We start from the raw sequence: 23,975 nt of genomic DNA on the forward strand, positions 1-23,975 counted from the left end.
GGGGCCCTGACCCCGGTACCTGATACGGCCGGGGCAGATCACAAGGAGAAACACCATGCCGAAGCCCGCCAAGGGTGCCCGTCTGGGCGGCAGCGCCGCGCACGAGAAGCTGCTCCTCGCGAACCTCGCGAAGTCGCTCTTCGAGCACGGCCGCATCACCACGACCGAGGCCAAGGCCCGCCGCCTGCGTCCGGTCGCCGAGCGCCTGATCACCAAGGCGAAGAAGGGCGACATCCACAACCGTCGCCTGGTGCTGCAGACGATCACGGACAAGGGCATCGTGCACACGCTCTTCACCGAGATCGCTCCGCGCTACGCCGAGCGCCCGGGTGGCTACACCCGCATCACCAAGATCGGCAACCGTCGTGGCGACAACGCCCCGATGGCTGTGATCGAGCTGGTCGAGGGCGAGATCGCCAAGAAGGCGACCGTCGCCGAGGCCGAGGCCGCGACCAAGCGCGCGGTGAAGGAGTCCGACGAGGCCGCCAAGGCCGAGGACACCAAGGCCGATGAGGCCGCCGAGGCTCCGGCCGCGGAGTCGAAGGACGCCTGAACCGCGTTCTGAAGGCGCAACGACGGGCCCGTCCCCCTCGCGGGGGGCGGGCCCGTTCCGCTTGAGAGGATGTACGCGTGAGCGATGACGTGAAGCCCGGTTCCGTACGGGTGCGGCTGGACCTTTCGTACGACGGCAAGGACTTCCACGGCTGGGCCAAGCAGGCCGGCGGGCAGCGGACCGTGCAGGGGGAGATCGAGGACGCGCTGCGCACGGTGACGCGTTCCTCCGAGACGTACGAGCTGACCGTCGCGGGCCGGACGGACGCCGGGGTGCACGCGCGCGGGCAGGTCGCCCACGTCGACCTGCCGGAGGCGGTGTGGGCCGAGCACCGGGACAAGCTGTTGCGGCGGCTGGCCGGGCGGCTGGGGCACGACGTGCGGGTGTGGCGGGTCGAGGAGGCGCCGACCGGGTTCAACGCGCGGTTCTCGGCGATCTGGCGGCGGTACGCGTACCGGGTGACCGACACCCCCGGTGGCGTCGACCCGCTGCTGCGCGGGCACATCCTGTGGCACGACTGGCCGCTGGACGTCGACGCGATGAACGCCGCCGCCGAGCCGCTGCTGGGGGAGCACGACTTCGCCGCCTACTGCAAGAAGCGAGAAGGGGCGACGACCATTCGCACGCTCCAGGAGCTGCGGTGGGAGCGGCTGCCGTCCGGCGTCCTGGAGGCCACGGTGAAGGCGGACGCCTTCTGCCACAACATGGTCCGCTCACTGGTCGGCGCGCTGCTGTTCGTGGGCGACGGGCACCGGCCGGTGGACTGGCCGGGGAAGGTGCTGGCCGCGGGCGTGCGGGACTCGGCCGTCCACGTGGTGCGCCCGCACGGGCTCACGCTGGAGGAGGTCGGTTACCCGGCCGACGAGCTGCTGGCCGCCAGGAACCTGGAGGCCCGCAACAAGCGCTCACTGGTTCGCGGCGGGAGCGGTGGCTGCTGCTGAGGCCTGGGCGCGGCCCCGGGCGTAGATCTGGTTGAAGGCGAAGGACCCGAGGTCGTCGCTGACCTGGAAGACCGCCCGGTCGCTCTTGGTGACCTTCTTGCCGCTGGTGAAGCCCGCCTGGGTGAAGTAGGCGTACCGGCCGAGCGAGTTGGCGCGGCGCAGGCACACCGTCTGCGCCCGGCAGAATCCGTCGACGCCGGACCCGGCGAGCGGGGTGATGCCGCCGACCGTCTGCTCCTTGGCCCTGAGCGCGGCCTCCTTGGTGTCGAACAGCGCGACCCCGACCGTGACGGCGACGCCGTCCTTCTCGTACGTGGCGCGGATCACGCGCCGGCAGCCGTTGCGGTCCAGGACCGCGCCGAGGCCGTCCTCCGCCGCCGCCGCGCAGTTCGTGGTGGAGGCGGTGGCGCCCTTCCGGTGGACGCGGTCACCCATCGTGAGCTTCTTGCCGGGGAAGAGGGACTCGGCGCTGAGCGGCGCGGTGTCCTTCCGGGCGCTGGAGATGAAGTCCATCGGGTTCGGCGGGGGCGGGGGAGCCACCGAGGAGAAGGACGGCTGCGGTTTGGCGGTGTCGGTGGGCAGCTCCGGAGCGGCGCTGGTGGTGTCCGCGAGGTTGGCCCCGTCGTCGTCCTTCTTGTTCGTGGAGACGATCGCTGTCGCGATGACGGTGCCCACGAGCGCGGTGGCGAGCGCCGCGCCGCCGACGATCAGCAGGCGCTTGCGCCGCGTACGGGCGGCTGCGGCCTCCGCGAGGGCGCTCCAGTCCGGCGTCTCCGCCGTGTACGGGTCCTGCCGGTACGGGTCCTGCTGGTACGGATCGTGCGGCTGCTGCGGCCACTGAGGCCCCCCAAAGCTCATGCCGCGCATCCTAATCCGGTTGGGGCACGGGGCGGCCCCCGGAGACAATGCGCCCATGGGACATGTAGAGGTCGGGCATCTGGAGTACTACCTGCCGGACGGGCGGGTGCTGCTCGGCGACGTGTCGTTCCGGGTGGGCGAGGGCGCGGTGGTGGCGCTCGTCGGCGCGAACGGGGCGGGCAAGACGACGCTGCTGCGGCTGATCGCGGGGGACCTCCAGCCGCACGGCGGCTCGGTGACCGTCTCGGGCGGACTGGGCGTGATGCCGCAGTTCGTCGGGTCGGTGCGCGACGAGCGGAGCGTACGGGACCTGCTGGTGTCGGTCGCGCCGGCGCGGATCCGGGAGGCCGCGGCGGCCGTGGACGCGGCCGAGCACCGCATCCTCACCGTCGACGACGAGGCCGCGCAGATGGCGTACGCGCAGGCGCTGAGCGACTGGGCGGAGGCGCGGGGGTACGAGGCCGAGACCGTCTGGGACATGTGCACCATGGCGGCGCTGGGCGTGCCGTACGACAAGGCGCAGTTCCGCGAGGTGCGCACGCTCAGCGGCGGTGAGCAGAAGCGGCTGGTGCTGGAGGCGCTGCTGCGCGGTCCGGAGGAGGTCCTGCTGCTCGACGAGCCGGACAACTACCTGGACGTGCCCGGCAAGCGGTGGCTGGAGGAGCGGCTGGCCGAGACCCGCAAGACCGTGCTGTTCGTCTCGCACGACCGGGAGCTGCTGGCGCGGGCCGCCGAGAAGATCGTGGCCGTGGAGCCGGGCCCGGCGGGGTCGGACGTCTGGGTGCACGGCGGCGGCTTCGCGACGTTCCACGAGGCGCGGCGGGAGCGGTTCGCGCGGTTCGAGGAGCTCAAGCGCAGGTGGGAGGAGAAGCACGCCCAGCTGAAGCGGCTGGTGGTCAACCTCCGGCAGGCTGCGTCGGTCAGCCACGAGATGGCGTCCCGGTACGCGGCCGCCCAGACCCGGCTGCGGAAGTTCGAGGAGGCCGGCCCGCCGCCGGAGCCGCCGCGGGAGCAGGACATCCGGATGCGGCTGAAGGGCGGGCGCACCGGGGTGCGGGCCGTCACGTGCGAGAAGCTGGAGCTGGTCGGGCTGATGCGACCGTTCGACCTGGAGGTGTTCTACGGGGAGCGGGTCGCGGTCCTCGGGTCGAACGGCTCGGGCAAGTCGCACTTCCTGCGGCTGCTGGCCGGGGACGCGTCGGTGGCCTTCACCGGCGACTGGAAGCTGGGCGCCCGGGTGGTGCCCGGGCACTTCGCGCAGACCCACGCCCACCCGGAACTGATGGGCCGGACGCTGGTCGACATCCTGTGGTCCGAGCACGCCAAGGACCGGGGCGGGGCGATGTCGGTGCTGCGGCGGTACGAGCTGGAACGGCAGGGCGACCAGGTCTTCGACCGGCTGTCGGGCGGGCAGCAGGCGCGGTTCCAGATCCTGCTGCTGGAGCTCGCGGGCACGACCGCGCTGCTGCTGGACGAGCCCACCGACAACCTGGATCTGGAGTCGGCCGAGGCGCTCCAGGTGGGGCTGGAGGCGTACGAGGGGACGGTGCTGGCGGTCACGCACGACCGCTGGTTCGCCCGCTCCTTCGACCGGTACCTGGTCTTCGGCTCGGACGGCGTCGTGCGCGAGACGCCGGAGCCGGTGTGGGACGAGCGGCGGGTCGAGCGGGCGCGATAGCCGCGCGGGACGGACGCGGGTGGGGTCCGGCCGGGGGTGGGGCCGATGGGTCCGGGGTACCGGTTCGGGCCGTTCAGCGCCCCGGAGGCGCCGGCGGGTCCGGGGCCCGCGCCGGCGAGGACGGGCGCGCCGACGGTGGCCCGGACGGCCCGGCAGCCCGGCCGGCCCGTGGGCGCGGCGCACCCGGCTGCCGTGGGCGGTCGCGGCGGGGGCCGTGCTCACGGGGGCGCTGCTCGCCGTCGTACGGCCCTGGAGGCGGGCGGTCGGCGCGCCGGACCAGCCGCCGCGCATCCTGGAGGTGGAGAGCGTGCGGCAGGGGGTGTGCTTCGCGGACCGGCCGGGTGCCGTGCCCGTGGACGAGCCGCGCCCCAGGGGCGCTTCCTCACCTCCGACAACCGGGACGCGTGCGTCGTCGCCCGGAGCACGGGCGGGATCGGCATCGGGCGCTTCGAGGACGTGCGAATTCTGAGGTCGGGGACGGGTGGCTGGAAGGTCGCCGTCACGTTCCGGGAGGCCGACCGGACCGCGTTCGCCGAGCTGACCGCGTAGGTCGCCGCGCGCCCGGGGCCGGAGAACCACGTGGCCATCGTGCTCGGCGAGGACACGCTGGTCGGAGACATGGCCGTGATGCGGCGACGCACCGGGAGGAACGCCGAGATCACCCGGGATTCCAACCGGAACCAGGCGCCGGCCCTCGCCCGGCGCCGGGCGCGTCCTGACCGGTTCGGGTCCGTCCGCGCGCCGTGCGGACGGGCCGGTTTTGACCCGGGTGGGGGACGGCGCGTATTCTTCTGGTTCGTTATGCGTATTGGCTTGCTCGTTCTCACGTGAGAGGCCGTTACGCCGGTCCACCGGGCCGATGACCAGCGACTGGCACTCGGGTTGCGTCCCCGACGTGCCGTCTAGGCTGTCGTGATCGTCCGGGTGGCCTTGTCAGGACCCACTCACTGAAGAAGCGAAGGCTACGACCGTGCGTACGTACAGCCCCAAGCCCGGCGATGTGACGCGCCAGTGGCACATCATCGACGCGCAGGACATCGTCCTGGGCCGTCTGGCGACCACCGCCGCCACCCTTCTGCGGGGCAAGCACAAGCCGATCTATGCGCCGCACGTCGACGCTGGTGACTTCGTCATCATCATCAACGCCGACAAGGTGCATCTGTCCGGCAACAAGCGGACCCAGAAGATGGCCTACCGCCACTCCGGTTACCCGGGTGGTCTGCGCTCCGTCCGCTACGACGAGCTGCTGGCGAAGAACCCCGAGAAGGCCGTCGAGAAGGCCATCAAGGGCATGCTCCCCAAGAACACCCTCGGCCGTCAGATGCTCTCGAAGCTGAAGGTCTACGCGGGCGAGAACCACCCGCACGCTGCCCAGCAGCCGGTCCCGTTCGAGATCACCCAGGTCGCGCAGTAAGTCCGGCCACCCCCTAAGACGAAGAGAATCTGAGGAGCATCGTGGCCGAGACCACTGTTGAGAACCCCATCGAGGGCGAGGAGACCTACGCCGAGGTCACCACCTTCGAGTCCGAGGTCCCCGTCGAGGGCGAGTACACCTCGGAGTCCGTCGCGTCCCGCTTCGGCGAGCCGCAGCCGGCCGCCGGCCTGGGCCGCCGCAAGAACGCCATCGCCCGCGTCCGGATCGTCCCGGGCACCGGCAAGTGGAAGATCAACGGTCGCACCCTTGAGGACTACTTCCCGAACAAGGTGCACCAGCAGGAAGTCAACGAGCCCTTCAAGGTGCTCGAGCTCGACAACCGCTACGACGTCATCGCCCGCATCTCGGGTGGCGGCGTCTCCGGTCAGGCCGGCGCCCTGCGCCTCGGCGTGGCCCGCGCGCTGAACGAGGCGGACGTGGACAACAACCGCGGCGCCCTGAAGAAGGCCGGCTTCCTGAGCCGCGACGACCGTGCCGTCGAGCGCAAGAAGGCCGGTCTCAAGAAGGCCCGTAAGGCCCCGCAGTACAGCAAGCGCTAATCACGCCTGCTCGGTCTGCTCAACGTACGCCCCGGCGGCACCTTCGTGCTGCCGGGGCGTACGTCTATACGCTTCACCTTGCTTTTTCGGAGTAACTCGGAGGACAGCTGTGGGACGACTCTTCGGCACGGACGGCGTGCGCGGTGTCGCCAACGCGGACCTGACGGCTGAGCTCGCGCTCGGCCTGTCGGTCGCGGCGGCGCACGTGCTCGCCGAGGCGGGGACCTTTGAAGGACATCGGCCGACCGCCGTGGTCGGGCGTGACCCCCGTGCGTCGGGAGAGTTCCTGGAGGCCGCCGTCGTGGCGGGCCTCGCGAGCGCCGGTGTGGACGTCATGCGGGTCGGCGTGCTGCCGACGCCGGCCGTGGCGTACCTGACGGGCGCGCTCGGCGCCGACCTGGGCGTGATGCTCTCAGCCAGCCACAACGCCATGCCGGACAACGGCATCAAGTTCTTCGCGCGCGGTGGCCACAAGCTGGCCGACGAGCTGGAGGACCGGATCGAGGCGGTGTACGACCAGCACCGCACCGGTGAGCCGTGGGACCGGCCGACCGGCGCCGGCGTCGGCCGGATCGCCGACTATCACGAGGGCTTCGACCAGTACGTCGCCCACCTGCTGAGCGTCCTGCCGAACCGGCTCGAGGGGCTCAAGATCGTGCTGGACGAGGCGCACGGCGCCGCGTCCGGGGTGTCGCCCGCCGCGTTCCAGCAGGCCGGGGCCGACGTCATCACCATCGGCGCCACCCCCGACGGGCTCAACATCAACGACGGCTGCGGCTCCACGCACCTGGAGATGCTGAAGGCCGCCGTCGTCGAGCACGGCGCCGACCTCGGCATCGCCCACGACGGGGACGCCGACCGCTGCCTGGCCGTGGACCACACGGGCGCCGAGGTCGACGGCGACCAGATCCTCGCCGTGCTCGCCCTCGCCATGCGCGAGGCGGGCACCCTGCGCGGCGACACCGTCGTGGCGACCGTCATGTCGAACCTGGGCTTCAAGCTCGCCATGGAGCGCGAGGGCCTCCAGCTCGTCCAGACGGCCGTCGGCGACCGCTACGTGCTGGAGTCGATGAAGCAGCACGGCTACGCCCTCGGCGGCGAGCAGTCCGGGCACGTCATCGTCTCGGACCACGCCACCACCGGCGACGGCACCCTCACCGGCCTGCTGCTCGCCGCCCGCGTCGCGGCGACCGGGCGGCCGCTCGCGGAGCTGGCCGGGGTCATGGAGCGCCTGCCGCAGGTCCTGATCAACGTCAAGGACGTCGACAAGTCGCGCGTGAAGACCTCCGCCGAGCTGGGCAGCGCCGTCGCCGACGCCGAGCGCCGGCTGGGCAGCACCGGCCGCGTCCTGTTGCGCCCCTCGGGCACCGAGCCGCTGGTACGCGTCATGGTCGAGGCCGCCGACATCGAGCAGGCCCGCTCGGTCGCCGGTGAGCTCGCCGACGTGGTGAAGTCCGCGCTCGGCTGACGTCGTCCGCATAAGGGGCGCCCCACCGTGGCCGGTGGGGCGCCCCTTACGCGTACGCGCCCTCAGGCCTGCCGGGTACGGCGGCGCTGCCGCGCCCAGAGGAACTTCTGCGTCAGCAGGGTCAGGGTGCCGGCGATCACGATCGCCAGCAGGTTCAGCAGGAGCTGCTCCACGGAGCCCTTGGTCTGGCCCAGGTCGCCGTACCCCAGCGCGACGGCCGCGTTGGCCGCCGCCGGGACGGTGGTGACCGAGATGGCCACACCGACCAGCGCCCCCGACTTCGCGGACGTGAGCGACAGCGTGCCGGCGGCGCCCGCGAGGAAGCCGACGACGAAGGAGAACCAGTCCGGCGCGTAGATGAACCCGGTGTTGGGCCGCTCGCCGTGCAGCATGCTCTCGGTGAACAGGCCCGCCGCGTCCATCCCGAGGCCGAACAGCACCGTCAGCCCCATGGCCGCCGCGAACCCCACCAGCAGGGCGACCAGCGACCGTACCGCCAGCCGGGGCCGCCGCTGCACCAGCGCCGTGCAGATGCCGGCGAGCGGGCCGAACTCCGGGCCCACCGCCATGGCGCCCACGATCAGGATGGCGTTGTCGAGGACCACACCGCACGCGGCGATCATGGTGGCGAGGGTCAGGAACGCCACATAGGTGACGCTGAGGGTGGACTCCTCGTGCGTGGCGTCCTGGAGCTGCTCCCACAGCACGGCGTCGGCGCCCTCGCCGGGCGCGGCCTCCTCGGCCTTCTCGGCGCGTTCCGAGAGGGACAGCCCGATGTCCTCGACGGCGATCGAGCCGGACCGGTCCAGGCCCAGGGCGCACAGGTCGGAGAGCAGTCCGTCGCCCGCCTCGCGCGCGACGTCGCACAGGACGAGGTCGCCCGCCGGGTCGCGGGCGGCGCCGGGGACGACGACGAGGTGGGTCGTGCCGACCGTCTTCTCGATGGTGCCGACCACCTCCTCGGTGCGGTCGGCCGGGACGATCAGGCGCAGGTGCAGCACGGGCGCGGCCCCTTCGGGGTGTCCGGAGTCGTCAGAGCTTGCGGAGGGAGAGCCGCTGGACCTTGTGGTCGGGGCCCTTGCGTACGACGAGCGTGGCACGGCCGCGGGTGGGGGCCACGTTCTCCAGCAGATTCACCTTGTTGATGGTCCGCCACATGGTACGGGCGTAGTCGAGCGCCTCCTCCTCGCTGACCCGCGTGTACTTCTGGAAGTACGAGGAGGGGTTCTGGAACGCGGTGGCCCGCAGCTTGCGGAAACGATTCAGGTACCAGGACTCGATGTCCTCGGGGCGCGCGTCGACGTACACCGAGAAGTCGAAGTAGTCCGCGAGCCCGACGCGGGTGCGGCCGTCCTTGCCGGGCAGCGCGGGCTGGAGGACGTTGAGGCCCTCGACGATCAGGATGTCGGGGCGCCGGACGGTGAGGCGCTGGCCGGGCACGATGTCGTAGATCAGGTGGGAGTAGACGGGGGCGGTGACCTCGTCCTTGCCCGCCTTGATGTCCGCGACGAACCGGGTCAGGGCGCGCCGGTCGTACGACTCGGGGAACCCCTTCCGGGACATCAGGCCGCGCGCCTGGAGCTCCTTCATGGGGAGCAGGAACCCGTCGGTGGTCACCAGCTCCACGCGCGGGTGCTCCGGCCAGCGGGCGAGCAGCGCCTGGAGGAGCCGGGCGACGGTGGACTTGCCGACGGCCACGGAACCGGCGACCCCTATGACGAACGGGGTGCCGCGCTGGGCGCTCCTCTCGCCGAGGAACGTGTTCAGCGCGCCGCGCAGGTTCGCGGTGGCCCCGACGTACAGGTTGAGCAGGCGGGAGAGCGGCAGGTAGATGTCGCGGACCTCGTCGAGGTCGATGACGTCGCCGAGCCCGCGGAGCCGCTCGACCTCCTCGGCGGTGAGGGGCAGCGGCGTCTTGTCGCGCAGCGCGCTCCACTCGTCGCGGGTGAGGTCGACGTACGGACTGGCCTCCGCACGGCGGTGGGCGGCGGTGCCTCGTGGCGGCGAAGTGATCACACCCGCCATTGTCGTGCTTGCGGCCGGGTTGTGGGCCGTGTGCTCGGTCACCTCGGGCGACCCGGGAATGTCAGTGGCGTGCGTCACAGTTGTGGGAGAGGTGGGCGCCGGTGCCCCGGTGTTCGCGTGGTACGACCCGAGCCGAGGGGATCGGTCCCATGACGTACGCGATCCAGGCCGAGGGCCTGGCCAAACGATTCAAGGAGACCCGGGCGCTGGCCGGGGTGGACCTCGCCGCCCGCACGGGGACCGTGCTGGGGCTGCTGGGGCCGAACGGGGCGGGGAAGACCACGGCGGTCCGGATCTTCGCCACCCTGCTGGCGCCGGACGGGGGCCGGGCCCTGGTCGCCGGGCACGACGTGGTGCGGGAGGCCGGGGTCGTGCGCTCGCTCGTGGGCCTCACCGGGCAGTACGCGGCGGTCGACGACAACCTGACGGGCACCGAGAACCTGCTGCTGATCGGACGCCTGCTGGGGATACCGCGCCGGGAGGCCAGGGCCCGGGCGGCAGAGCTGCTGGACCGGTTCCAGCTCGTCGACGCGGCGGGCCGCGCGGTGAAGACGTACTCGGGCGGTATGCGGCGCCGGCTGGACCTGGCGGCGAGCCTGGTCGGGCGGCCGCGGATCCTGTTCCTCGACGAGCCGACCACCGGCCTGGACCCGCGCAGCCGCGGTGAGCTGTGGGACATGCTGCGCGGCCTGGTCGCCGAGGGCGTGACCGCCCTGCTGACCACGCAGTACCTGAACGAGGCGGATGTGCTCGCCGACGACATCGTGGTGATCGACAAGGGCCGAGTCATCGCCGAGGGCACCCCCGACGAGCTGAAGACCCAGGTCGGCGGCCAGGTGCTCCAGGTGCGGCCGGTGCGGGCGGACGACCTGGCGGGAGCCCACGCGCTGGTCGCCGAGGCGGCCGGCCCGCAGACGCAGATCGAGGGCGACGTGATCACCGCCCCGGTGAACGGCCCGGAGCTGATGCCCGCCGTCGTCCGGCGGCTGGACGGGGCGGGTATCGCGGTCGGCGAGCTGACCTTGCGCCGCTCGTCGCTGGACGAGGTCTTCCTGGCACTCACCGGGCACCGCGCGGAGCCGGGCGCCGGCGACGCGGAGGCCGAGCCCGACGACAGCGACATCGAGAAGGTGGTGAGTTCGGCATGACCGCCACGACGGCCGGCGGCGCGCCCCTGACGGCGGGCGGCCGGGTGCGGCCGGGTGCGGGCCTGCGGCAGACGGCCACGATGGCGTGGCGGAGCCTGGTGGCCGTCAAGCACAACCCGCTGGAGCTCGTGGACTTCAGCATCACGCCGATCATGTTCGTCCTCCTCTTCACGTACGTGATGGGCGGACAGATGGCCGGGTCGCCGGAGGCCTACCTGAAGTACGCGCTGCCGGGGATCATCGTCCAGAACACCCTGTTCATGACGATCTACACGGCGATGGCCCTCAACACGGACCTGACGAAAGGGGTCTTCGACCGCTTCCGGAGCCTGCCGATAGCCCGGTCGGCACCCCTGTTCGGCCGGATCGCCGCCGATCTGGCCAAGCACGTGTGGGCGGTGCTGCTGATGACCGGCCTCGGCCTGGCGCTCGGCTTCCGGGTCACCGGCGGCATCGGCGGCTTCCTCGCGGGCCTCCTGCTGGTCGTCACCTTCGCGGCGGCCGTGTCGTGGTGCGCGGTGCTCATCGGGATGCTGGCGGGCGACGCGGAGAAGGTGCAGGCGTTCGGGTTCACGCTGATCTTCCCGATCACGTTCACCAGCAGCGCGTTCGTCGTGGTCGACACGATGCCCGGCTGGCTCCAGGCCTGGGTGAACGTCAACCCGGTGACGCACCTGTCGGACGCCTTCCGCGGCCTGCTGCTGGGCGGCGAGGTCGGCCGGCCGGTGCTGTGGTCGCTGGTCTGGGCGGCGGGCATAGCCGTCGTGTTCTACCCGCTGGCCATGCGGGCGTACCGGGCGAAGGCCTGACCGGCGGGCCCGGACCGGCCACGGTCGGCCTTGCGGACCTGAGGGGGGCGGCGGCTTTAGGCTGCTCGGCATGTGCGGAATCGTGGGTTACGTCGGCGGGCAGTCGGCGCTTGATGTGGTGATCGCGGGCCTCAAGCGGCTCGAGTACCGGGGCTACGACTCGGCCGGTGTCGCGGTGCTCTCCGACGGGTCGATGGCCGCGGCGAAGAAGGCGGGCAAGCTCGTCAACCTGGAGAAGGAGCTGGACAACCGGCCGCTGCCGACGGGCAGCGCGGGTATCGGGCACACCCGGTGGGCGACGCACGGCGGGCCGACCGACGCCAACGCCCACCCGCACCTCGACAACGCGGGGCGGGTCGCCGTCGTCCACAACGGCATCATCGAGAACTTCGCACCGCTGCGCGCCGAGCTGGCCGGGCGGGGGCACGTCCTGGAGTCCGAGACGGACACCGAGGTGGTCTCCCACCTGCTGGCGGAGGAGTTCTCCTCGTGCGGCGACCTCGCGGAGGCGATGCGGCTGGTGTGCCGGCGGCTGGACGGCGCCTTCACCCTGGTCGCCGTGCACGCCGACCAGCCGGACGTGGTCGTGGGCGCCCGGCGCAACTCGCCGCTGGTGGTCGGGGTCGGCCAGGGCGAGGCGTTCCTCGCCTCCGACGTGGCCGCGTTCATCGCCCACACCCGCTCGGCGATCGAGCTCGGGCAGGACCAGGTGGTGGAGCTGCGCCGGGACGGCGTGACCGTCACCGACTTCCACGGGGCGCCCGCCGAGGTGCGTTCGTACCACGTCGACTGGGACGCCTCGGCGGCCGAGAAGGGGGGGTACGACTACTTCATGCTCAAGGAGATCGCCGAGCAGCCCAAGGCGGTCGCCGACACCCTCCTGGGCCGGATCGACGCCGGCGGCTCGCTGCGGCTGGACGAACTGCGGATCCCCGACGCGGTGCTGCGCGAGGCCCACAAGGTGGTCGTCGTGGCGTGCGGGACGGCGTTCCACGCCGGGCTGATCGCCAAGTACGCCATCGAGCACTGGACCCGCGTCCCGTGCGAGGTGGAGCTGGCCAGCGAGTTCCGCTACCGGGACCCGATCCTGGACGAGCGCACGCTGGTGATCGCGATCTCGCAGTCGGGCGAGACCATGGACACCCTGATGGCGCTGCGGCACGCCCGCGCGCAGGGGGCGCGGGTGCTGGCGATCTGCAACACCAACGGCTCGACCATCCCGCGCGAGTCGGACGGCGTGCTCTACACGCACGCGGGCCCGGAGGTGGCGGTCGCGTCCACCAAGGCGTTCCTGACACAACTCGTGGCCGTGTACCTGCTGGCCCTGTACCTGGGGCAGCTGCGCGGCACCCAGTGGGGCGACGAGATCCGGGCGGTCGTCAGGGACCTGGCGCGGATCGCGGACGACGTCGACCGGGTCCTGGAGACCATGGAACCGGTGCGGGAGCTGGCCCGCTCCCTGGCGGACAAGAACACCGTGCTGTTCCTGGGGCGGCACGTGGGCTATCCGGTGGCCCTGGAGGGCGCGCTGAAGCTCAAGGAGCTCGCGTACATGCACGCGGAGGGCTTCGCCGCGGGCGAGCTGAAGCACGGGCCGATCGCGCTGATCGAGGAGGACCTGCCGGTCGTCGTGGTGGTCCCCTCGCCGCGCGGACGGTCGGTCCTGCACGACAAGATCGTGTCGAACATCCAGGAGATCCGGGCCCGAGGCGCCCGCACGATCGTCATCGCGGAGGAGGGCGACGAGGCGGTGACGCCCTACGCCGACCACCTGATCCGCGTCCCCGCCACGCCGACCCTGCTCCAGCCGATGGTGTCCACGGTGCCGTTGCAGGTCTTCGCCTGCGAGCTGGCGACGGCCCGGGGCAACGAGGTGGACCAGCCGCGCAACCTGGCGAAGTCGGTCACCGTCGAATGATCATCGGGGTCGGGATCGACGTGGCGGAGATCGACCGGTTCGCGGCGGCGCTGGAGCGCACGCCGCACATGGCGGAACGGCTCTTCGTGGAGCGGGAACTGCTGCTGCCGAGCGGGGAGCGGCGCGGCATCGCCTCGCTGGCGGCGCGGTTCGCGGCGAAGGAGGCGATCGCCAAGGCCCTCGGCGCCCCGGCCGGGCTCCAGTGGACGGACGCCGAGGTGTACGTCGAGGACAGCGGGCAGCCGCGGCTGCGGGTGCGGGGCACGGTCGCGGCGCGCGCCGCGAAGCTGGGCGTACGGCAGTGGCACGTGTCGCTCAGCCATGACGCGGGGGTGGCGTCGGCGGTGGTGATCGCGGAGGGTTGACCCATGCGTACCGCTTACCGCGTGGAGACCGTACGGGCCGCCGAGGCCGAGTCGATGGCGAGGCTGCCGGAGGGCGCGCTGATGCAGCGGGCGGCGGCGGGGCTGGCAGCCGCCTGCGCCGGGCTGCTCGGCCGCGTCTACGGCGCCCGGGTGGTACTGCTGGTCGGCAGCGGCGACAACGGCGGCGACGCGCTGTACGCGGGCGCCCGGCTGGCCCGCCGGGGCGCGGGCGTGTCCGCCGTCCTGCTGGGCACGCGCGCCCACCAGGGCGGGCTGGCGGCGCTCACGGGCGCCGGCGGCCGGGTGGCCGGCGACCCGGCCGGGGCGGTGGAGCGTGCCGACCTGGTGGTGGACGGCATCACCGGGATCGGCGGGCGCGGCGGGCTGCGGCCGCGGGCCGCGGAGCTGGTGCGGGCGGCGCGCGCCTCGGGCGCCGTGCTGGTGGCCGTCGACCTGCCGAGCGGCGTGGACGCCGACACCGGGGAGGTGGCGGGCGAGGCGGTGCGCGCGGACGCGACGGTGACCTTCGGGGCGTACAAGCCCGGGCTGCTGATCGACCCGGCCCGCGAGCACGCGGGGGCGCTGCGGCTCGTCGACATCGGGCTCGCCCTGCCGCCGGTGCCCGACGCCGAGGCCCTCCAACACGACGACGTGGCCCGCCTCCTGCCCGTCCCGGCGGGGGAGAGCGACAAGTACCGGCGGGGCGTCGTCGGCATCGTCGCCGGCTCGGCGCGCTACCCCGGCGCGGCCGTCCTCGCGGTGTCGGGCGCCCTGCGGGGCGGCGCCGGGGCGGTGCGGTACGTGGGGCCGGCCGGCGACGCGGTGCTGGCCCGCCACCCCGAGACCCTGGTCCACGCCGGGCCGCCCGCCAGGGCGGGGCGCGTCCAGGCGTGGGTCGTCGGACCGGGCCTGGGCGACACGCCGGGCGTGGCCGACGTCCTGGAGTCCGACGTCCCCGTCCTGGTGGACGCCGACGGGCTGCGGAACCTGGACCCGTCGGCGGTCCGCGCCCGCCCGGCGCCCACGGTGCTGACCCCGCACGCGGGCGAGGCGGCGGCGCTCCTGGGCACGGCCCGCGAGGACGTGGAGTCCCGGCGCCTGGAGGCGGTGCGGGAGCTGGCCGGGCGGTACGGCGCGACGGTGCTGCTGAAGGGCTCCACCACGCTGGTGGCCTCCGCGGACGGGCCGGTGCGCGTCAACCCCACCGGTACGCCGTGGCTGGCCACCGCCGGCAGCGGTGACGTCCTGTCGGGCCTGGCCGGCTCGCTGCTGGCGGCGGGCCTCGCGCCGCGCGACGCCGCGTCGGCCGGGGCCTACCTCCACGGGCTGGCGGCCCGCCGCGCCTCGCGGGACGCCCCGGTCGCGGCGTGCGACGTGGCGGAGGCGCTGCCGGGGGCGTGGCGGGACGTACGGGGCTGAGACGCCCCGGCCGGGGCCGCCGGCCCCGCCCGGCACCGGGCGTGGGCGGGGACACGGGGGAGGCGGGGCGCGCACCTGAGAGACTGGGCGCGATGAGTGAGACAGCACAGACCCTTCGCGCCCGCGCCGAGATCGACCTCGGCGCGCTGCGCGCCAACGTGCGTGCCCTGCGCGGGCGCGTGGGGACGGACGTTCAGGTCATGGGCGTCGTGAAGGCCGACGCGTACGGGCACGGGGCCGTGCCGTGCGCGAGGGCGGCGCTGGAGGCCGGGGCCACCTGGCTGGGCACCGCCACACCGCACGAGGCCCTCGCGCTGCGGGCCGCCGGGATCGACGCGCCCGTCCTGTGCTGGCTGTGGACGCCCGGCGACCCCTGGGACGAGGGCATCCGGGCCGGCCTGGACATGACGGTCAGCGGGCTGTGGGCCCTGCGGGAGGTCACCGAGGCGGCGCGCCGGACCGCACAGCCGGCGCGCGTGCAGCTCAAGGCGGACACCGGTCTCGGGCGCAACGGCTGCCAGCCCGCCGACTGGTCACGGCTCGTCGGCGAGGCCCTCGCCGCGCAGGCCGAGGGCCTGGTGAAGGTCACCGGCTTGTGGTCGCACTTCGCGTGCGCCGACGAGCCCGGACACCCCTCAATCCGCGCCCAGCTGGAGACGTTCCACGAGATGCTCGCGTACGCCGAGAAGGCGGGCGTCGATCCCGAGGTGCGGCACATGGCCAACTCCCCGGCCACGCTCACCCTCCCGGAGACGCACTTCGACCTCGTACGGCCGGGGATCGCCATGTACGGCGTCTCGCCGAGCCCCGAGGTCGGCACCCCCGCCGACTTCGGGCTGCGCCCCGTGATGCGGCTGGTGGGGAGCGTCGCCCTCGTCAAGGACGTGCCGTCCGGGCACGGCGTCAGCTACGGCCACCACTACGTCACCGACCGGCCCACCACCCTCGGCCTGGTACCCCTGGGGTACGCCGACGGCATCCCGCGCCACGCGTCCGGCCGAGGCCCGGTGCTCGTCGGCGGCGCGGTGCGGACGGTGGCCGGACGGGTCGCCATGGACCAGTTCGTCGTCGACCTCCGGGGAGACGTCGTCGAACCGGGTGCACAAGCGGTGCTGTTCGGGGCAGGCGATCACGGTGAGCCGACCGCCGAGGACTGGGCGCGCGCCGCGGACACGATCGCGTACGAGATCGTGACGCGCATCGGTTCACGGGTACCACGCGTCTATCTCAACGAGTAGCGGCAGCCCGGAGGAGCGGCGTAGTGACTGAGACCAGTTCGGTGGAGGCGGCCGAGGCGCTGTCCGCCGCCGCGGCCGGCAATTGGCGCCGCGCCGGGTTCGCCGGTGCCGCGATAGGAGTGATCGCGGCCGGCGCGGCGGCCGGGGTCGCCGTCGAGCGGCTCACGGTCGGGCGCGGCATACGCCGCAAGGCGCGCCTCGCGCTGGACGCCGCCGGCCCGTACGGCGCGCTGCGCGGCACCCCCGGCCGGGCCGTGGCCGACGACGGCACCGAGCTGTACTACGAGGTCGACGAGGTGGAGGCGGACAGCGGCGCTCCGCCGCGCCGCCGCCGGCTCTTCGGGCGCCGGTCGCCCGGCCCCGTCACCGTGGTCTTCAGCCACGGCTACTGCCTCAACCAGGACTCCTGGCACTTCCAGCGCGCCGCGCTGCGGGGCCTGGTCCGCACGGTCCACTGGGACCAGCGCAGCCACGGCCGCTCCGGGCGGGGCGCGGCGCAGCAGGGCCCGGACCGGGTGCCGGTCACCATCGACCAGCTCGGCCGTGACCTGAAGGCGGTCGTCGACGCCGCCGCGCCGGAAGGGCCGCTGGTGCTGGTGGGGCACTCGATGGGCGGCATGACGGTGATGGCGCTGGCCGAGCAGTACCCGGAGCTGATCCGCGAGCGGGTCGTCGGCGTCGCCTTCGTCGGGACGTCGTGCGGCAACCTCGGTGAGGTCAACTACGGGCTGCCGGTCGCGGGCGTCAACGCCGTGCGCCGGGTGCTGCCGGGCGTGCTGCGGGCGCTGGGCTCGCAGGCGGAGCTGGTGGAGCGGGGACGGCAGGCCACCGCCGACCTGTTCGCGGGGCTGATCAAGCGGTACTCGTTCTCGTCGAAGGACGTCGACCCGGCGGTCGCCCGGTTCGCGGAACGGATGATCGAGGGGACGCCCATCGACGTGGTCGCCGAGTTCTACCCGGCGTTCACCGAGCACGACAAGGCCGAGGCGCTGGGCGTCTTCGCCGAGGTGCCGGTGCTGGCGCTGGCCGGCGACCGGGACCTGGTGACGCCCAGCTCGCACACCGAGGCCATCGCCGGCCTGCTCCCGGACGCCGAGCTGGTCATCGTGCCCGACGGTGGGCACCTGGTGATGCTGGAGCACCCCGAGACGGTCACCGACCGGCTCGCGGACCTGCTGGTACGGGTCGGAGCCGTGCCGGCACCGACTAACGTTGGCACGTATGGAAGCACCGCACAGCCCGGCCCCTGAGGGGGCCACGGCCACCGCCCGCCTCACCCTCCACGCCCCCGAGCAGACGCAGGACCTGGGCCGTACGCTCGCCAAGCTGCTGCGCCCCGGCGACCTCGTCATGCTGACCGGCGAGCTCGGAGCCGGCAAGACGACCCTGACGCGCGGACTCGGCGAGGGCCTGGGGGTACGCGGGGCCGTGACGTCCCCGACGTTCGTCATCGCCCGTGTCCACCCGTCCCTGGCGGGCGGCCCCGCGCTCGTCCACGTCGACGCCTACCGCCTGGGCGGCGGGCTCGACGAGATGGAGGACCTCGACCTGGACGTCTCGCTGCCCGACTCGGTGGTGGTCGTGGAGTGGGGCGAGGGCAAGGTGGAGGACCTCAGCGAGGACCGGCTGCACGTCGTCATCGACCGGGTCGTCGGCTCCACGGACGACGAACGGCGGGTCGTGACGCTCACCGGGTACGGGGCGCGCTGGGCCGGCGTGGACCTGGCGCTGGGGTAGCGGGACGGGAACCGGGCGCCGTAGTTTCCGACAAGACGTCGGCATGATGTTGCGCCGTACCTCCCGGGCGTGGTCACATGGGTACCAGGACCTGGTTAGGTCTACCTAACCGTGCCCGCCCCGCAGCCCGAGGAGGCGACCATGCCGACGTCCGAGCAGAATGTGTCGATGCGCGATCTGCTGGCGTCGTGCGCGGCGGCGAGCGCCGTCTCCACGCCGCCCGGAGCGACCGACGCCGATGCCGAGGCGGGCGCGGGCGCCGACGACGCGCCCGGCGCCCCTCTCCGCGAGGCCCGCGGCGAGGCCCCGCCGTCCGCGCCGGAGCGCCGCAGGGCCGCGTAAGCCGCCGGCGCCGCCGCCGAGCGGGGCGCCCCGTCCCGAGGGGGGCGCTCGACGCCAGGCCGCACAACGCCACGTGCGCCGTGCGCGCCGCGCGGAGGGGCTGCGGGGGACTTCGACGCTCCGCGCCGCCGCGCGTCACACCTGTCGGGGGAGTCCGGTCATGGGCCGCTCCGTCCGGGAGCCACCGCCCCCGTGTGCCGCCACGGGTCACCGGTCGGGTTCGGGCCGCTCCGGACCGGGAGCCACCGCCCGCGCGCGGCGCGTCACTGGTCGGGCCGAGTAGGTCACGGGCCGGTCCGGAAGCCACCGCCCGGACCGCTGCGGCGCGTCACCGGCCGGTTCGGTCCGGAAGCCACCGCCACGGCGCCGCCGCGGACGGACAGCGGTCCGGTCCCTTCCCGGCCGGTCGCGGACGGACCGGAAGGCAGCGGCGACAGCCGGTCAGGGGACGACGACGACCTTCGAGTTGACGGTCGCGAACGTCCACATGGCGTCGCCGTCCGCCCGCTTCATCCGGATGCCGCCCGTGCGGCGCGCCGGGTCCGGGGTGGCCATCGTGCCGTCGACGGCCGCGCTGAAGCCGATCGTCACGCCGTCGACCGTCGCGAACCGCACCACGTGCTCGATCCGCACGCCGTCGGAGCCGGGCACGCTGCCCGAGCGGGACGTCACCGCGTACGTCCCGGGAGCCGGGTCGACCGTGCTCGGCATCACCGCGAACGTCCGCGTCACCGCGTTCTTCTCGCCCACCAGCCACACCCGCTTCCCGCTCAGCGAGTACACCACCCGCACGCCCGAGCCGGACTGTTTCGGCAGCGCCGCCGCGGGACCGGCCGGCCGCTTCGCGCCACCGCTCGGCGCGGGGGCCGACGGCGAGGCGGCCGGCGCGGGGGACCCGGCCGACAGGTCGGCGGGGACATGGGCCGACGCCTGGTAGGCGAGGAAGGCGACCGCGGCCAGAGCCGCCGCGGTGAGCCCGGCCACGAATCCCGAGCTGCTCCTTGCCACGTTGCTGCCCACCTCTCCCACGTACGTATGCGGTGTGACCGTAGCAGGATCATGCCCGCGACCCGGGGCTCCGTGCCCGCCGCCACGGAGCCGTAGGCTGTTTGCGTGCTCTTGCTCGCCATGGATACCGCCACACCCGCCGTCACGGCCGCCCTCCACGACGGCGACTCCGTCGTCGCCACGTCCACGCGGATCGACGCGCGCCGGCACGGGGAACTGCTGCTGCCCGCCGTCCACCGGGTCCTGCGGGACGCCGGACTGAAGCTCGACGCCGTGACCGGCATCGTCGTCGGCGTCGGCCCCGGCCCGTACACCGGGCTGCGGGTCGGCCTGGTGACCGCCGCGACCTTCGCCTCGGCGCTCGGCGGCGTACCGGTCCACGGACTGTGCACGCTGGACGGCCTCGCGTACGCCTCCGGGCTGGACGAGCCGTTCGTCGTCGCGACCGACGCCCGCCGCAAGGAGGTCTACTGGGCGCGCTACGACGACTGCCGCACCCGCGTGACCGAGCCCGCCGTCGACCGGCCCGCCGACATCGCCGAGCGGGTCGCCGGCCTGCCGGCGGTCGGGGCGGGCGCGCGGCTGTACGGCGAGGTGTTCCCCGGCGCCCGGGACCCGGAGCACCAGTCGGCGGCGGCCCTCGCGGCGCTGGCGGCCGAGCGGCTGAAGGCGGGCGAGCCGTTCCTGGAGCCGCGCCCGCTGTACCTGCGGCGCCCCGACGCCCAGGTGCCGAAGAACTACAAGGTGGTCACCCCCAAGTGACGGCGGTCCTGCGCGAGATGCGCTGGTGGGACATCGCGCCGGTGCTGGAGCTGGAACGGGAGCTGTTCCCCGACGACGCCTGGTCGGAGGGGATGTTCTGGTCCGAGCTCGCCCACGCGCGCGGCCCGCACGCCACCCGCCGCTACGTCGTGGCCGAGACCGGCGGCCGGCTGGTGGGGTACGCCGGGCTCGCCGCGGCCGGCGGACTCGGCGACGTACAGACCATCGCCGTCGCCCGCGACCAGTGGGGCTCCGGACTCGGCGCCCGCCTGCTGACGGACCTCCTCCAGCACGCCACCGCCTTCGAGTGCGACGAGGTCCTGCTCGAAGTGCGCGTGGACAACACCCGTGCGCAGCGGCTGTACGAGCGCTTCGGCTTCGAACCGATCGGCTTCCGCCGCGGCTACTACCAGCCCGGCAACATCGACGCGCTCGTCATGCGCCTGCGCGTCCAGGACGCACCAGACGCACCCGGCGCACCCGGCGCACCAGACGTACAAGGAACTGAGAGTCATGGCTGACGAACCCCTCGTCCTCGGCATCGAGACCTCCTGCGACGAGACCGGCGTCGGCATCGTCCGCGGTACCACCCTGCTCGCGGACGCCGTCGCGTCGAGCGTGGACACGCATGCCCGGTTCGGCGGCGTCGTCCCCGAGATCGCCTCCCGCGCGCACCTGGAGGCGATGGTCCCCACCATCGAGCGCGCCCTGGAGCAGGCCGGGGTGTCCGCCCGCGACCTGGACGGCATCGCCGTCACCGCGGGACCGGGCCTCGCCGGAGCGCTCCTGGTCGGCGTGTCGGCGGCGAAGGCGTACGCGTTCGCGCTGGACAAGCCGCTGTACGGGGTGAACCACCTGGCCTCGCACATCTGCGTCGACCAGCTGGAGCACGGGCCGCTGCCGGAGCCGACGATGGCGCTGCTGGTGTCCGGCGGCCACTCGTCGCTGCTGCTGGCCCCGGACATCACCTCCGACGTCCGGCCCATGGGCGCGACGATCGACGACGCGGCGGGCGAGGCGTTCGACAAGATCGCCCGCGTGCTGGACCTGGGCTTCCCCGGCGGCCCGGTCATCGACCGGCTGGCCAAGGAGGGCGACCCGTCCGCCATCGCGTTCCCGCGCGGGCTGAGCGGGCCGCGCGACCCCGCGTACGACTTCTCCTTCTCGGGCCTGAAGACGGCCGTGGCCCGCTGGATCGAGGCCAAGCGGGCGGCGGGCGAGGAGGTGCCGGTACGGGACGTGGCGGCGTCCTTCCAGGAGGCGGTCGTCGACGTGCTGACCCGCAAGGCGGTGCGGGCCTGCAAGGACGAGGGCGTCGACCACCTGATGATCGGCGGCGGGGTGGCCGCGAACTCGCGCCTGCGGGCCCTGGCCCAGGAGCGGTGCGAGCGGGCCGGCATCCGGCTGCGCGTCCCCCGGCCCGGCCTGTGCACCGACAACGGCGCGATGGTCGCGGCCCTCGGCGCCGAGATGGTGGCCCGCAACCGGCCGGCCTCCGACCTGGATCTGTCGGCGGACTCGTCCCTGCCGGTGACGGACCCGCACGTGCCCGGCGGTGGCGGTCACGACCACGGCCACGACCACGTGCACGAGGTCAGCAAGGACAACCTGTACTCGTGAAGGTCACCCTGATGTGGGAGGCCCGCGCGGTGGAGGGCCGCGGCGCGGAGCTCCTTCAGTGGGCCCGCACCCGGCCGCTCCCGGCCGAGCCGGTCCGGCGCGAGACGTTCACCGCGCCCGGCGACCGGGTGCTGGTCCTCACCTGGTGGGACGCCCCCTACGAGGCCGACCTTCCCGAGCTCCCGGAGCCCGCCCCGGACCTGGTCACCCGCCCGGTGCACCGCTGGCGCTTCGAGTCCCACGGGACGTGAGCCGCCCGTCCGGCCGGCACCACGAGCCGACCGGTCGGGCCGTGCGGAGGCCCGCCGGAAATTCCCGAGGTTCTTCCGTGCCGGGTGTCGATCCGGCGGCCGCCCGTTCGACGTAGGGGTGAAGGCGGGGAACGGCCCCGCCGCACCACAGCGAGGAGACGGCCATGCCGCGCTTCCTGACGATGATCCGCGTCGACGAGAAGAACGCCCCCGCCGAGGGCCCGAGCCCCGAGCTCCAGGAGCGGATGGGCAAGCTCCTGGAGGAGATCACCAAGGCCGGGGTCATGCTGGAGACCGCCGGGCTCACGCCCACCTCCGAGGGCACCCGCGTCACCTGGTCGGGCGGGCGGCTGTCGGTCACCGACGGGCCCTTCACCGAGTCCAAGGAGGTCGTCGGCGGGTATTCGATCATCCAGTGCAAGGACAAGGCCGAGGCCGTCGAGTGGACCCGGCGGTTCCTCCGGACCCATGAGGAGTACTGGACCATCACCGCCGAGGTCCGGGAGATCGCCGAAGGCTGATCGGCACCCGCGCGGTACCGGCCGGCGGGGCACCGGCCGGTACGGCACCATGAGGAGGCGTGAGCGCACCCCACGCCGTGGAGACGGTGTTCAGGATCGAGTCGGCGCGGATCATCGCGGCCGTCGCCCGGATCGTCCGCGACGTGGGCATCGCGGAGGAGCTGGCGCAGGACGCCCTGGTCGCCGCCCTGGAGCAGTGGCCGGAGTCGGGCGTCCCGGACAGGCCGGGCGCCTGGCTCATGGCCACGGCCAGGAACCGCGCCGTCGACCTCGTACGCCGCCGGGAGACGTACGCGCGCAAGCTCGCCGAGGTCGGGCGCGACCTGCGGACCGCGTACGAACCGGAGACGGCCGAGCCGGACGACATCGACGACGACCTGCTGCGGCTGGTCTTCACCGCCTGCCACCCGGTCCTCTCCGCCGACGCGCGCGTGGCGCTCACGCTGCGGCTGCTCGGCGGGCTGACGACGGAGGAGATCGCCCGCGCCTTCCTGGTGCCCGAGGCGACGGTCGCGCAGCGGATCGTCCGGGCGAAACGATCCCTCGCCCGGGCGGGCGTGCCCTTCGAGGTGCCCCGCGCCCAGGACCGGGCGGCCCGCCTCGCCTCCGTGCTGGAGGTCATCTACCTGATCTTCAACGAGGGGTACGCGGCGACCGCCGGCGACCACTGGCTGCGCCCGGGCCTGTGCGAGGACGCGCTGCGGCTCGCGCGCGTGCTGGCCGGGCTGATGCCCGGCGAGCCGGAGGCGCACGGGCTGGCCGCGCTCCTGGAGCTCCAGGCGTCGCGCACGGCGGCGCGCACCGGACCGGGTGGGGAGCCGGTGCTGCTGGCCGACCAGAACCGCGGCCGCTGGGACCGGCTGCTGATCCGTCGGGGCTTCGCGGCGCTGGAGAGGGCCGGGACGGGGCCGTACTCCCTCCAGGCGGCGATCGCGGCCTGCCACGCGCGCGCGGCGCGGTACGAGGACACCGACTGGGCGACCATCGCGGCCCTGTACGGGCGGCTCGCCGCCGTCGTCCCCTCGCCGGTCGTGGAGCTGAACCGGGCGGTGGCGGTCTCGATGGCCGAGGGCCCGGCGGCGGGGCTGGTCATCGTGGACGGCCTGGCCGGCGCACCGGCCCTGAGGGACTACCACCTGCTGCCCAGCGTGCGGGGCGACCTGCTGGCCCGGCTCGGGCGCGCCGACGAGGCCCGTGCGGCCTTCGAGCGGGCGGCGTCACTGGCGCGCAACGCCCGGGAGAGGGCCCTGCTGCTGGAGCGGGCACAAGAGAGCGCACCGCCGGGCGCGCCGGCCCGGGGGGACGCCCCGTCCTGACCGGCGCCGCGACGGGTGGCCCCG

At 73.7% G+C, this 23,975-nt stretch carries 27 protein-coding genes; 23 read left to right on the forward strand and 4 right to left on the reverse strand.

Annotated elements, in window-relative coordinates:
- Positions 1-55: 55 nt before the first annotated feature.
- Entirely contained in the window at positions 56-553 is a 498-nt protein-coding gene (gene rplQ / locus AC07DW_RS00910) for a 50S ribosomal protein L17 (RefSeq protein WP_478855459.1), read from the forward strand.
- 77 nt (positions 554-630) lie between these two features.
- A complete protein-coding gene (truA, locus tag AC07DW_RS00915; RefSeq protein ID WP_478855460.1) occupies positions 631-1,494 on the forward strand; it encodes a tRNA pseudouridine(38-40) synthase TruA in 864 nt (287 codons plus the stop codon).
- Here the strand turns inward: truA and AC07DW_RS00920 are convergent.
- Positions 1,459-2,352 (reverse strand): hypothetical protein, encoded by an 894-nt coding sequence (locus tag AC07DW_RS00920; protein WP_478855461.1) that lies wholly within the window; start codon positions 2,350-2,352, stop codon positions 1,459-1,461. The two genes, truA and AC07DW_RS00920, sit on opposite strands and share 36 nt — an antisense overlap.
- A gap of 55 nt (positions 2,353-2,407) precedes the next feature.
- Between AC07DW_RS00920 and AC07DW_RS00925 the strand changes: the two genes are divergently transcribed.
- From AC07DW_RS00925 to glmM, 6 genes are all read left to right on the forward strand, one after another.
- Complete coding sequence (locus AC07DW_RS00925; protein ID WP_478855462.1) at positions 2,408-4,030, forward strand: ABC-F family ATP-binding cassette domain-containing protein; 1,623 nt, start codon at positions 2,408-2,410, stop codon at positions 4,028-4,030.
- Between the two features lie 321 nt (positions 4,031-4,351).
- The gene (locus tag AC07DW_RS00930; RefSeq protein WP_478855463.1) at positions 4,352-4,579 is read left to right on the forward strand and encodes a hypothetical protein; all 228 of its coding nucleotides are present in this window, start codon (positions 4,352-4,354) and stop codon (positions 4,577-4,579) included.
- A 30-nt stretch (positions 4,580-4,609) separates the two neighbouring features.
- Positions 4,610-4,861, forward strand: a complete 252-nt coding sequence (locus AC07DW_RS00935) for a hypothetical protein (RefSeq protein ID WP_478855464.1) — start codon at positions 4,610-4,612, stop codon at positions 4,859-4,861.
- A gap of 139 nt (positions 4,862-5,000) precedes the next feature.
- Positions 5,001-5,444, forward strand: a complete 444-nt coding sequence (gene rplM / locus AC07DW_RS00940; RefSeq protein ID WP_478855465.1) for a 50S ribosomal protein L13 — start codon at positions 5,001-5,003, stop codon at positions 5,442-5,444.
- A gap of 41 nt (positions 5,445-5,485) precedes the next feature.
- A complete protein-coding gene (rpsI, locus tag AC07DW_RS00945) occupies positions 5,486-6,004 on the forward strand; it encodes a 30S ribosomal protein S9 (protein WP_356734380.1) in 519 nt (172 codons plus the stop codon).
- A gap of 109 nt (positions 6,005-6,113) precedes the next feature.
- Positions 6,114-7,472, forward strand: a complete 1,359-nt coding sequence (glmM, locus tag AC07DW_RS00950) for a phosphoglucosamine mutase (protein ID WP_478855466.1) — start codon at positions 6,114-6,116, stop codon at positions 7,470-7,472.
- 62 nt (positions 7,473-7,534) lie between these two features.
- On the opposite strand, the gene AC07DW_RS00955 is transcribed toward glmM, so the two are convergent.
- Complete coding sequence (locus AC07DW_RS00955; RefSeq protein ID WP_478855467.1) at positions 7,535-8,473, reverse strand: DUF389 domain-containing protein; 939 nt, start codon at positions 8,471-8,473, stop codon at positions 7,535-7,537.
- Positions 8,474-8,504: 31 nt separating this feature from the next.
- On the reverse strand, positions 8,505-9,497 hold the full coding sequence (gene coaA, locus AC07DW_RS00960) for a type I pantothenate kinase (RefSeq protein WP_478855709.1): 993 nt from the start codon (positions 9,495-9,497) through the stop codon (positions 8,505-8,507).
- Between the two features lie 149 nt (positions 9,498-9,646).
- Here coaA and AC07DW_RS00965 point away from each other — a divergent pair, with 149 nt between their 5' ends.
- The 9 genes from AC07DW_RS00965 to AC07DW_RS01005 all read left to right on the forward strand — a co-directional run bounded on the left by AC07DW_RS00965 (position 9,647) and on the right by AC07DW_RS01005 (position 18,473).
- Positions 9,647-10,645: an ATP-binding cassette domain-containing protein gene (locus AC07DW_RS00965; protein WP_478855468.1), complete on the forward strand. Its 999-nt coding sequence runs from the start codon at positions 9,647-9,649 to the stop codon at positions 10,643-10,645.
- A complete protein-coding gene (locus tag AC07DW_RS00970; RefSeq protein WP_478855469.1) occupies positions 10,642-11,454 on the forward strand; it encodes an ABC transporter permease in 813 nt (270 codons plus the stop codon). Before AC07DW_RS00965 ends, AC07DW_RS00970 begins: the two co-directional genes overlap by 4 nt.
- Before the next feature lie 70 nt (positions 11,455-11,524).
- A complete protein-coding gene (gene glmS / locus AC07DW_RS00975) occupies positions 11,525-13,372 on the forward strand; it encodes a glutamine--fructose-6-phosphate transaminase (isomerizing) (protein ID WP_478855470.1) in 1,848 nt (615 codons plus the stop codon).
- Positions 13,369-13,737, forward strand: coding sequence for a holo-ACP synthase (locus AC07DW_RS00980; RefSeq protein WP_478855471.1), 369 nt, complete (start codon positions 13,369-13,371; stop codon positions 13,735-13,737). The genes glmS and AC07DW_RS00980 overlap by 4 nt, the downstream gene beginning before the upstream one ends.
- Positions 13,738-13,740: 3 nt before the next feature.
- Positions 13,741-15,156: an NAD(P)H-hydrate dehydratase gene (locus tag AC07DW_RS00985; RefSeq protein WP_478855472.1), complete on the forward strand. Its 1,416-nt coding sequence runs from the start codon at positions 13,741-13,743 to the stop codon at positions 15,154-15,156.
- A 92-nt stretch (positions 15,157-15,248) separates the two neighbouring features.
- Positions 15,249-16,394 (forward strand): alanine racemase, encoded by a 1,146-nt coding sequence (gene alr, locus AC07DW_RS00990; RefSeq protein ID WP_478855473.1) that lies wholly within the window; start codon positions 15,249-15,251, stop codon positions 16,392-16,394.
- A 23-nt stretch (positions 16,395-16,417) separates the two neighbouring features.
- Positions 16,418-17,644: an alpha/beta fold hydrolase gene (locus AC07DW_RS00995; protein ID WP_478855474.1), complete on the forward strand. Its 1,227-nt coding sequence runs from the start codon at positions 16,418-16,420 to the stop codon at positions 17,642-17,644.
- The gene (tsaE, locus tag AC07DW_RS01000; RefSeq protein ID WP_478855475.1) at positions 17,616-18,131 is read left to right on the forward strand and encodes a tRNA (adenosine(37)-N6)-threonylcarbamoyltransferase complex ATPase subunit type 1 TsaE; all 516 of its coding nucleotides are present in this window, start codon (positions 17,616-17,618) and stop codon (positions 18,129-18,131) included. The genes AC07DW_RS00995 and tsaE overlap by 29 nt, the downstream gene beginning before the upstream one ends.
- A 141-nt stretch (positions 18,132-18,272) precedes the next feature.
- Positions 18,273-18,473 (forward strand): hypothetical protein, encoded by a 201-nt coding sequence (locus AC07DW_RS01005; protein WP_478855476.1) that lies wholly within the window; start codon positions 18,273-18,275, stop codon positions 18,471-18,473.
- 441 nt (positions 18,474-18,914) lie between these two features.
- Here AC07DW_RS01005 and AC07DW_RS01010 read toward each other — a convergent pair whose 3' ends face one another.
- Complete coding sequence (locus AC07DW_RS01010; RefSeq protein ID WP_478855477.1) at positions 18,915-19,481, reverse strand: hypothetical protein; 567 nt, start codon at positions 19,479-19,481, stop codon at positions 18,915-18,917.
- Between the two features lie 105 nt (positions 19,482-19,586).
- On the opposite strand from AC07DW_RS01010, the gene tsaB reads away from it, so the two are divergent.
- From tsaB to AC07DW_RS01040, 6 genes are all read left to right on the forward strand, one after another.
- The gene (tsaB, locus tag AC07DW_RS01015; protein ID WP_478855478.1) at positions 19,587-20,243 is read left to right on the forward strand and encodes a tRNA (adenosine(37)-N6)-threonylcarbamoyltransferase complex dimerization subunit type 1 TsaB; all 657 of its coding nucleotides are present in this window, start codon (positions 19,587-19,589) and stop codon (positions 20,241-20,243) included.
- Between the two features lie 17 nt (positions 20,244-20,260).
- Positions 20,261-20,764, forward strand: coding sequence for a ribosomal protein S18-alanine N-acetyltransferase (gene rimI / locus AC07DW_RS01020; protein ID WP_478855710.1), 504 nt, complete (start codon positions 20,261-20,263; stop codon positions 20,762-20,764).
- Complete coding sequence (tsaD, locus tag AC07DW_RS01025; RefSeq protein ID WP_478855479.1) at positions 20,757-21,863, forward strand: tRNA (adenosine(37)-N6)-threonylcarbamoyltransferase complex transferase subunit TsaD; 1,107 nt, start codon at positions 20,757-20,759, stop codon at positions 21,861-21,863. Before rimI ends, tsaD begins: the two co-directional genes overlap by 8 nt.
- On the forward strand, positions 21,860-22,114 hold the full coding sequence (locus tag AC07DW_RS01030; protein ID WP_478855480.1) for a hypothetical protein: 255 nt from the start codon (positions 21,860-21,862) through the stop codon (positions 22,112-22,114). Before tsaD ends, AC07DW_RS01030 begins: the two co-directional genes overlap by 4 nt.
- A 164-nt stretch (positions 22,115-22,278) precedes the next feature.
- Entirely contained in the window at positions 22,279-22,635 is a 357-nt protein-coding gene (locus AC07DW_RS01035; protein WP_478855481.1) for a YciI family protein, read from the forward strand.
- Between the two features lie 59 nt (positions 22,636-22,694).
- Positions 22,695-23,951: an RNA polymerase sigma factor gene (locus AC07DW_RS01040; RefSeq protein WP_478855482.1), complete on the forward strand. Its 1,257-nt coding sequence runs from the start codon at positions 22,695-22,697 to the stop codon at positions 23,949-23,951.
- Positions 23,952-23,975 lie beyond the last annotated feature (24 nt).

It is taken from the genome of Streptomyces sp. NPDC045701 (genome assembly GCF_056432045.1).

What these genes read in the sequence shown, in the direction of transcription:
- AC07DW_RS00980 (WP_478855471.1), top strand. Translation starts at nt 13,369, where the DNA reads ATGATCATCGGGGTCGGGATCGACGTGGCGGAGATCGACCGGTTCGCG.
- AC07DW_RS00925 (WP_478855462.1), top strand. Translation starts at nt 2,408, where the DNA reads ATGGGACATGTAGAGGTCGGGCATCTGGAGTACTACCTGCCGGACGGG.
- tsaE (WP_478855475.1), top strand. Translation starts at nt 17,616, where the DNA reads ATGGAAGCACCGCACAGCCCGGCCCCTGAGGGGGCCACGGCCACCGCC.
- AC07DW_RS00970 (WP_478855469.1), top strand. Translation starts at nt 10,642, where the DNA reads ATGACCGCCACGACGGCCGGCGGCGCGCCCCTGACGGCGGGCGGCCGG.
- AC07DW_RS01005 (WP_478855476.1), top strand. Translation starts at nt 18,273, where the DNA reads ATGCCGACGTCCGAGCAGAATGTGTCGATGCGCGATCTGCTGGCGTCG.
- AC07DW_RS00965 (WP_478855468.1), top strand. Translation starts at nt 9,647, where the DNA reads ATGACGTACGCGATCCAGGCCGAGGGCCTGGCCAAACGATTCAAGGAG.
- tsaD (WP_478855479.1), top strand. Translation starts at nt 20,757, where the DNA reads ATGGCTGACGAACCCCTCGTCCTCGGCATCGAGACCTCCTGCGACGAG.
- AC07DW_RS00985 (WP_478855472.1), top strand. Translation starts at nt 13,741, where the DNA reads ATGCGTACCGCTTACCGCGTGGAGACCGTACGGGCCGCCGAGGCCGAG.
- AC07DW_RS00920 (WP_478855461.1), bottom strand. Translation starts at nt 2,352, where the DNA reads ATGAGCTTTGGGGGGCCTCAGTGGCCGCAGCAGCCGCACGATCCGTAC.
- rimI (WP_478855710.1), top strand. Translation starts at nt 20,261, where the DNA reads ATGCGCTGGTGGGACATCGCGCCGGTGCTGGAGCTGGAACGGGAGCTG.
- coaA (WP_478855709.1), bottom strand. Translation starts at nt 9,497, where the DNA reads ATGGCGGGTGTGATCACTTCGCCGCCACGAGGCACCGCCGCCCACCGC.
- alr (WP_478855473.1), top strand. Translation starts at nt 15,249, where the DNA reads ATGAGTGAGACAGCACAGACCCTTCGCGCCCGCGCCGAGATCGACCTC.
- rplQ (WP_478855459.1), top strand. Translation starts at nt 56, where the DNA reads ATGCCGAAGCCCGCCAAGGGTGCCCGTCTGGGCGGCAGCGCCGCGCAC.
- glmS (WP_478855470.1), top strand. Translation starts at nt 11,525, where the DNA reads ATGTGCGGAATCGTGGGTTACGTCGGCGGGCAGTCGGCGCTTGATGTG.
- AC07DW_RS01035 (WP_478855481.1), top strand. Translation starts at nt 22,279, where the DNA reads ATGCCGCGCTTCCTGACGATGATCCGCGTCGACGAGAAGAACGCCCCC.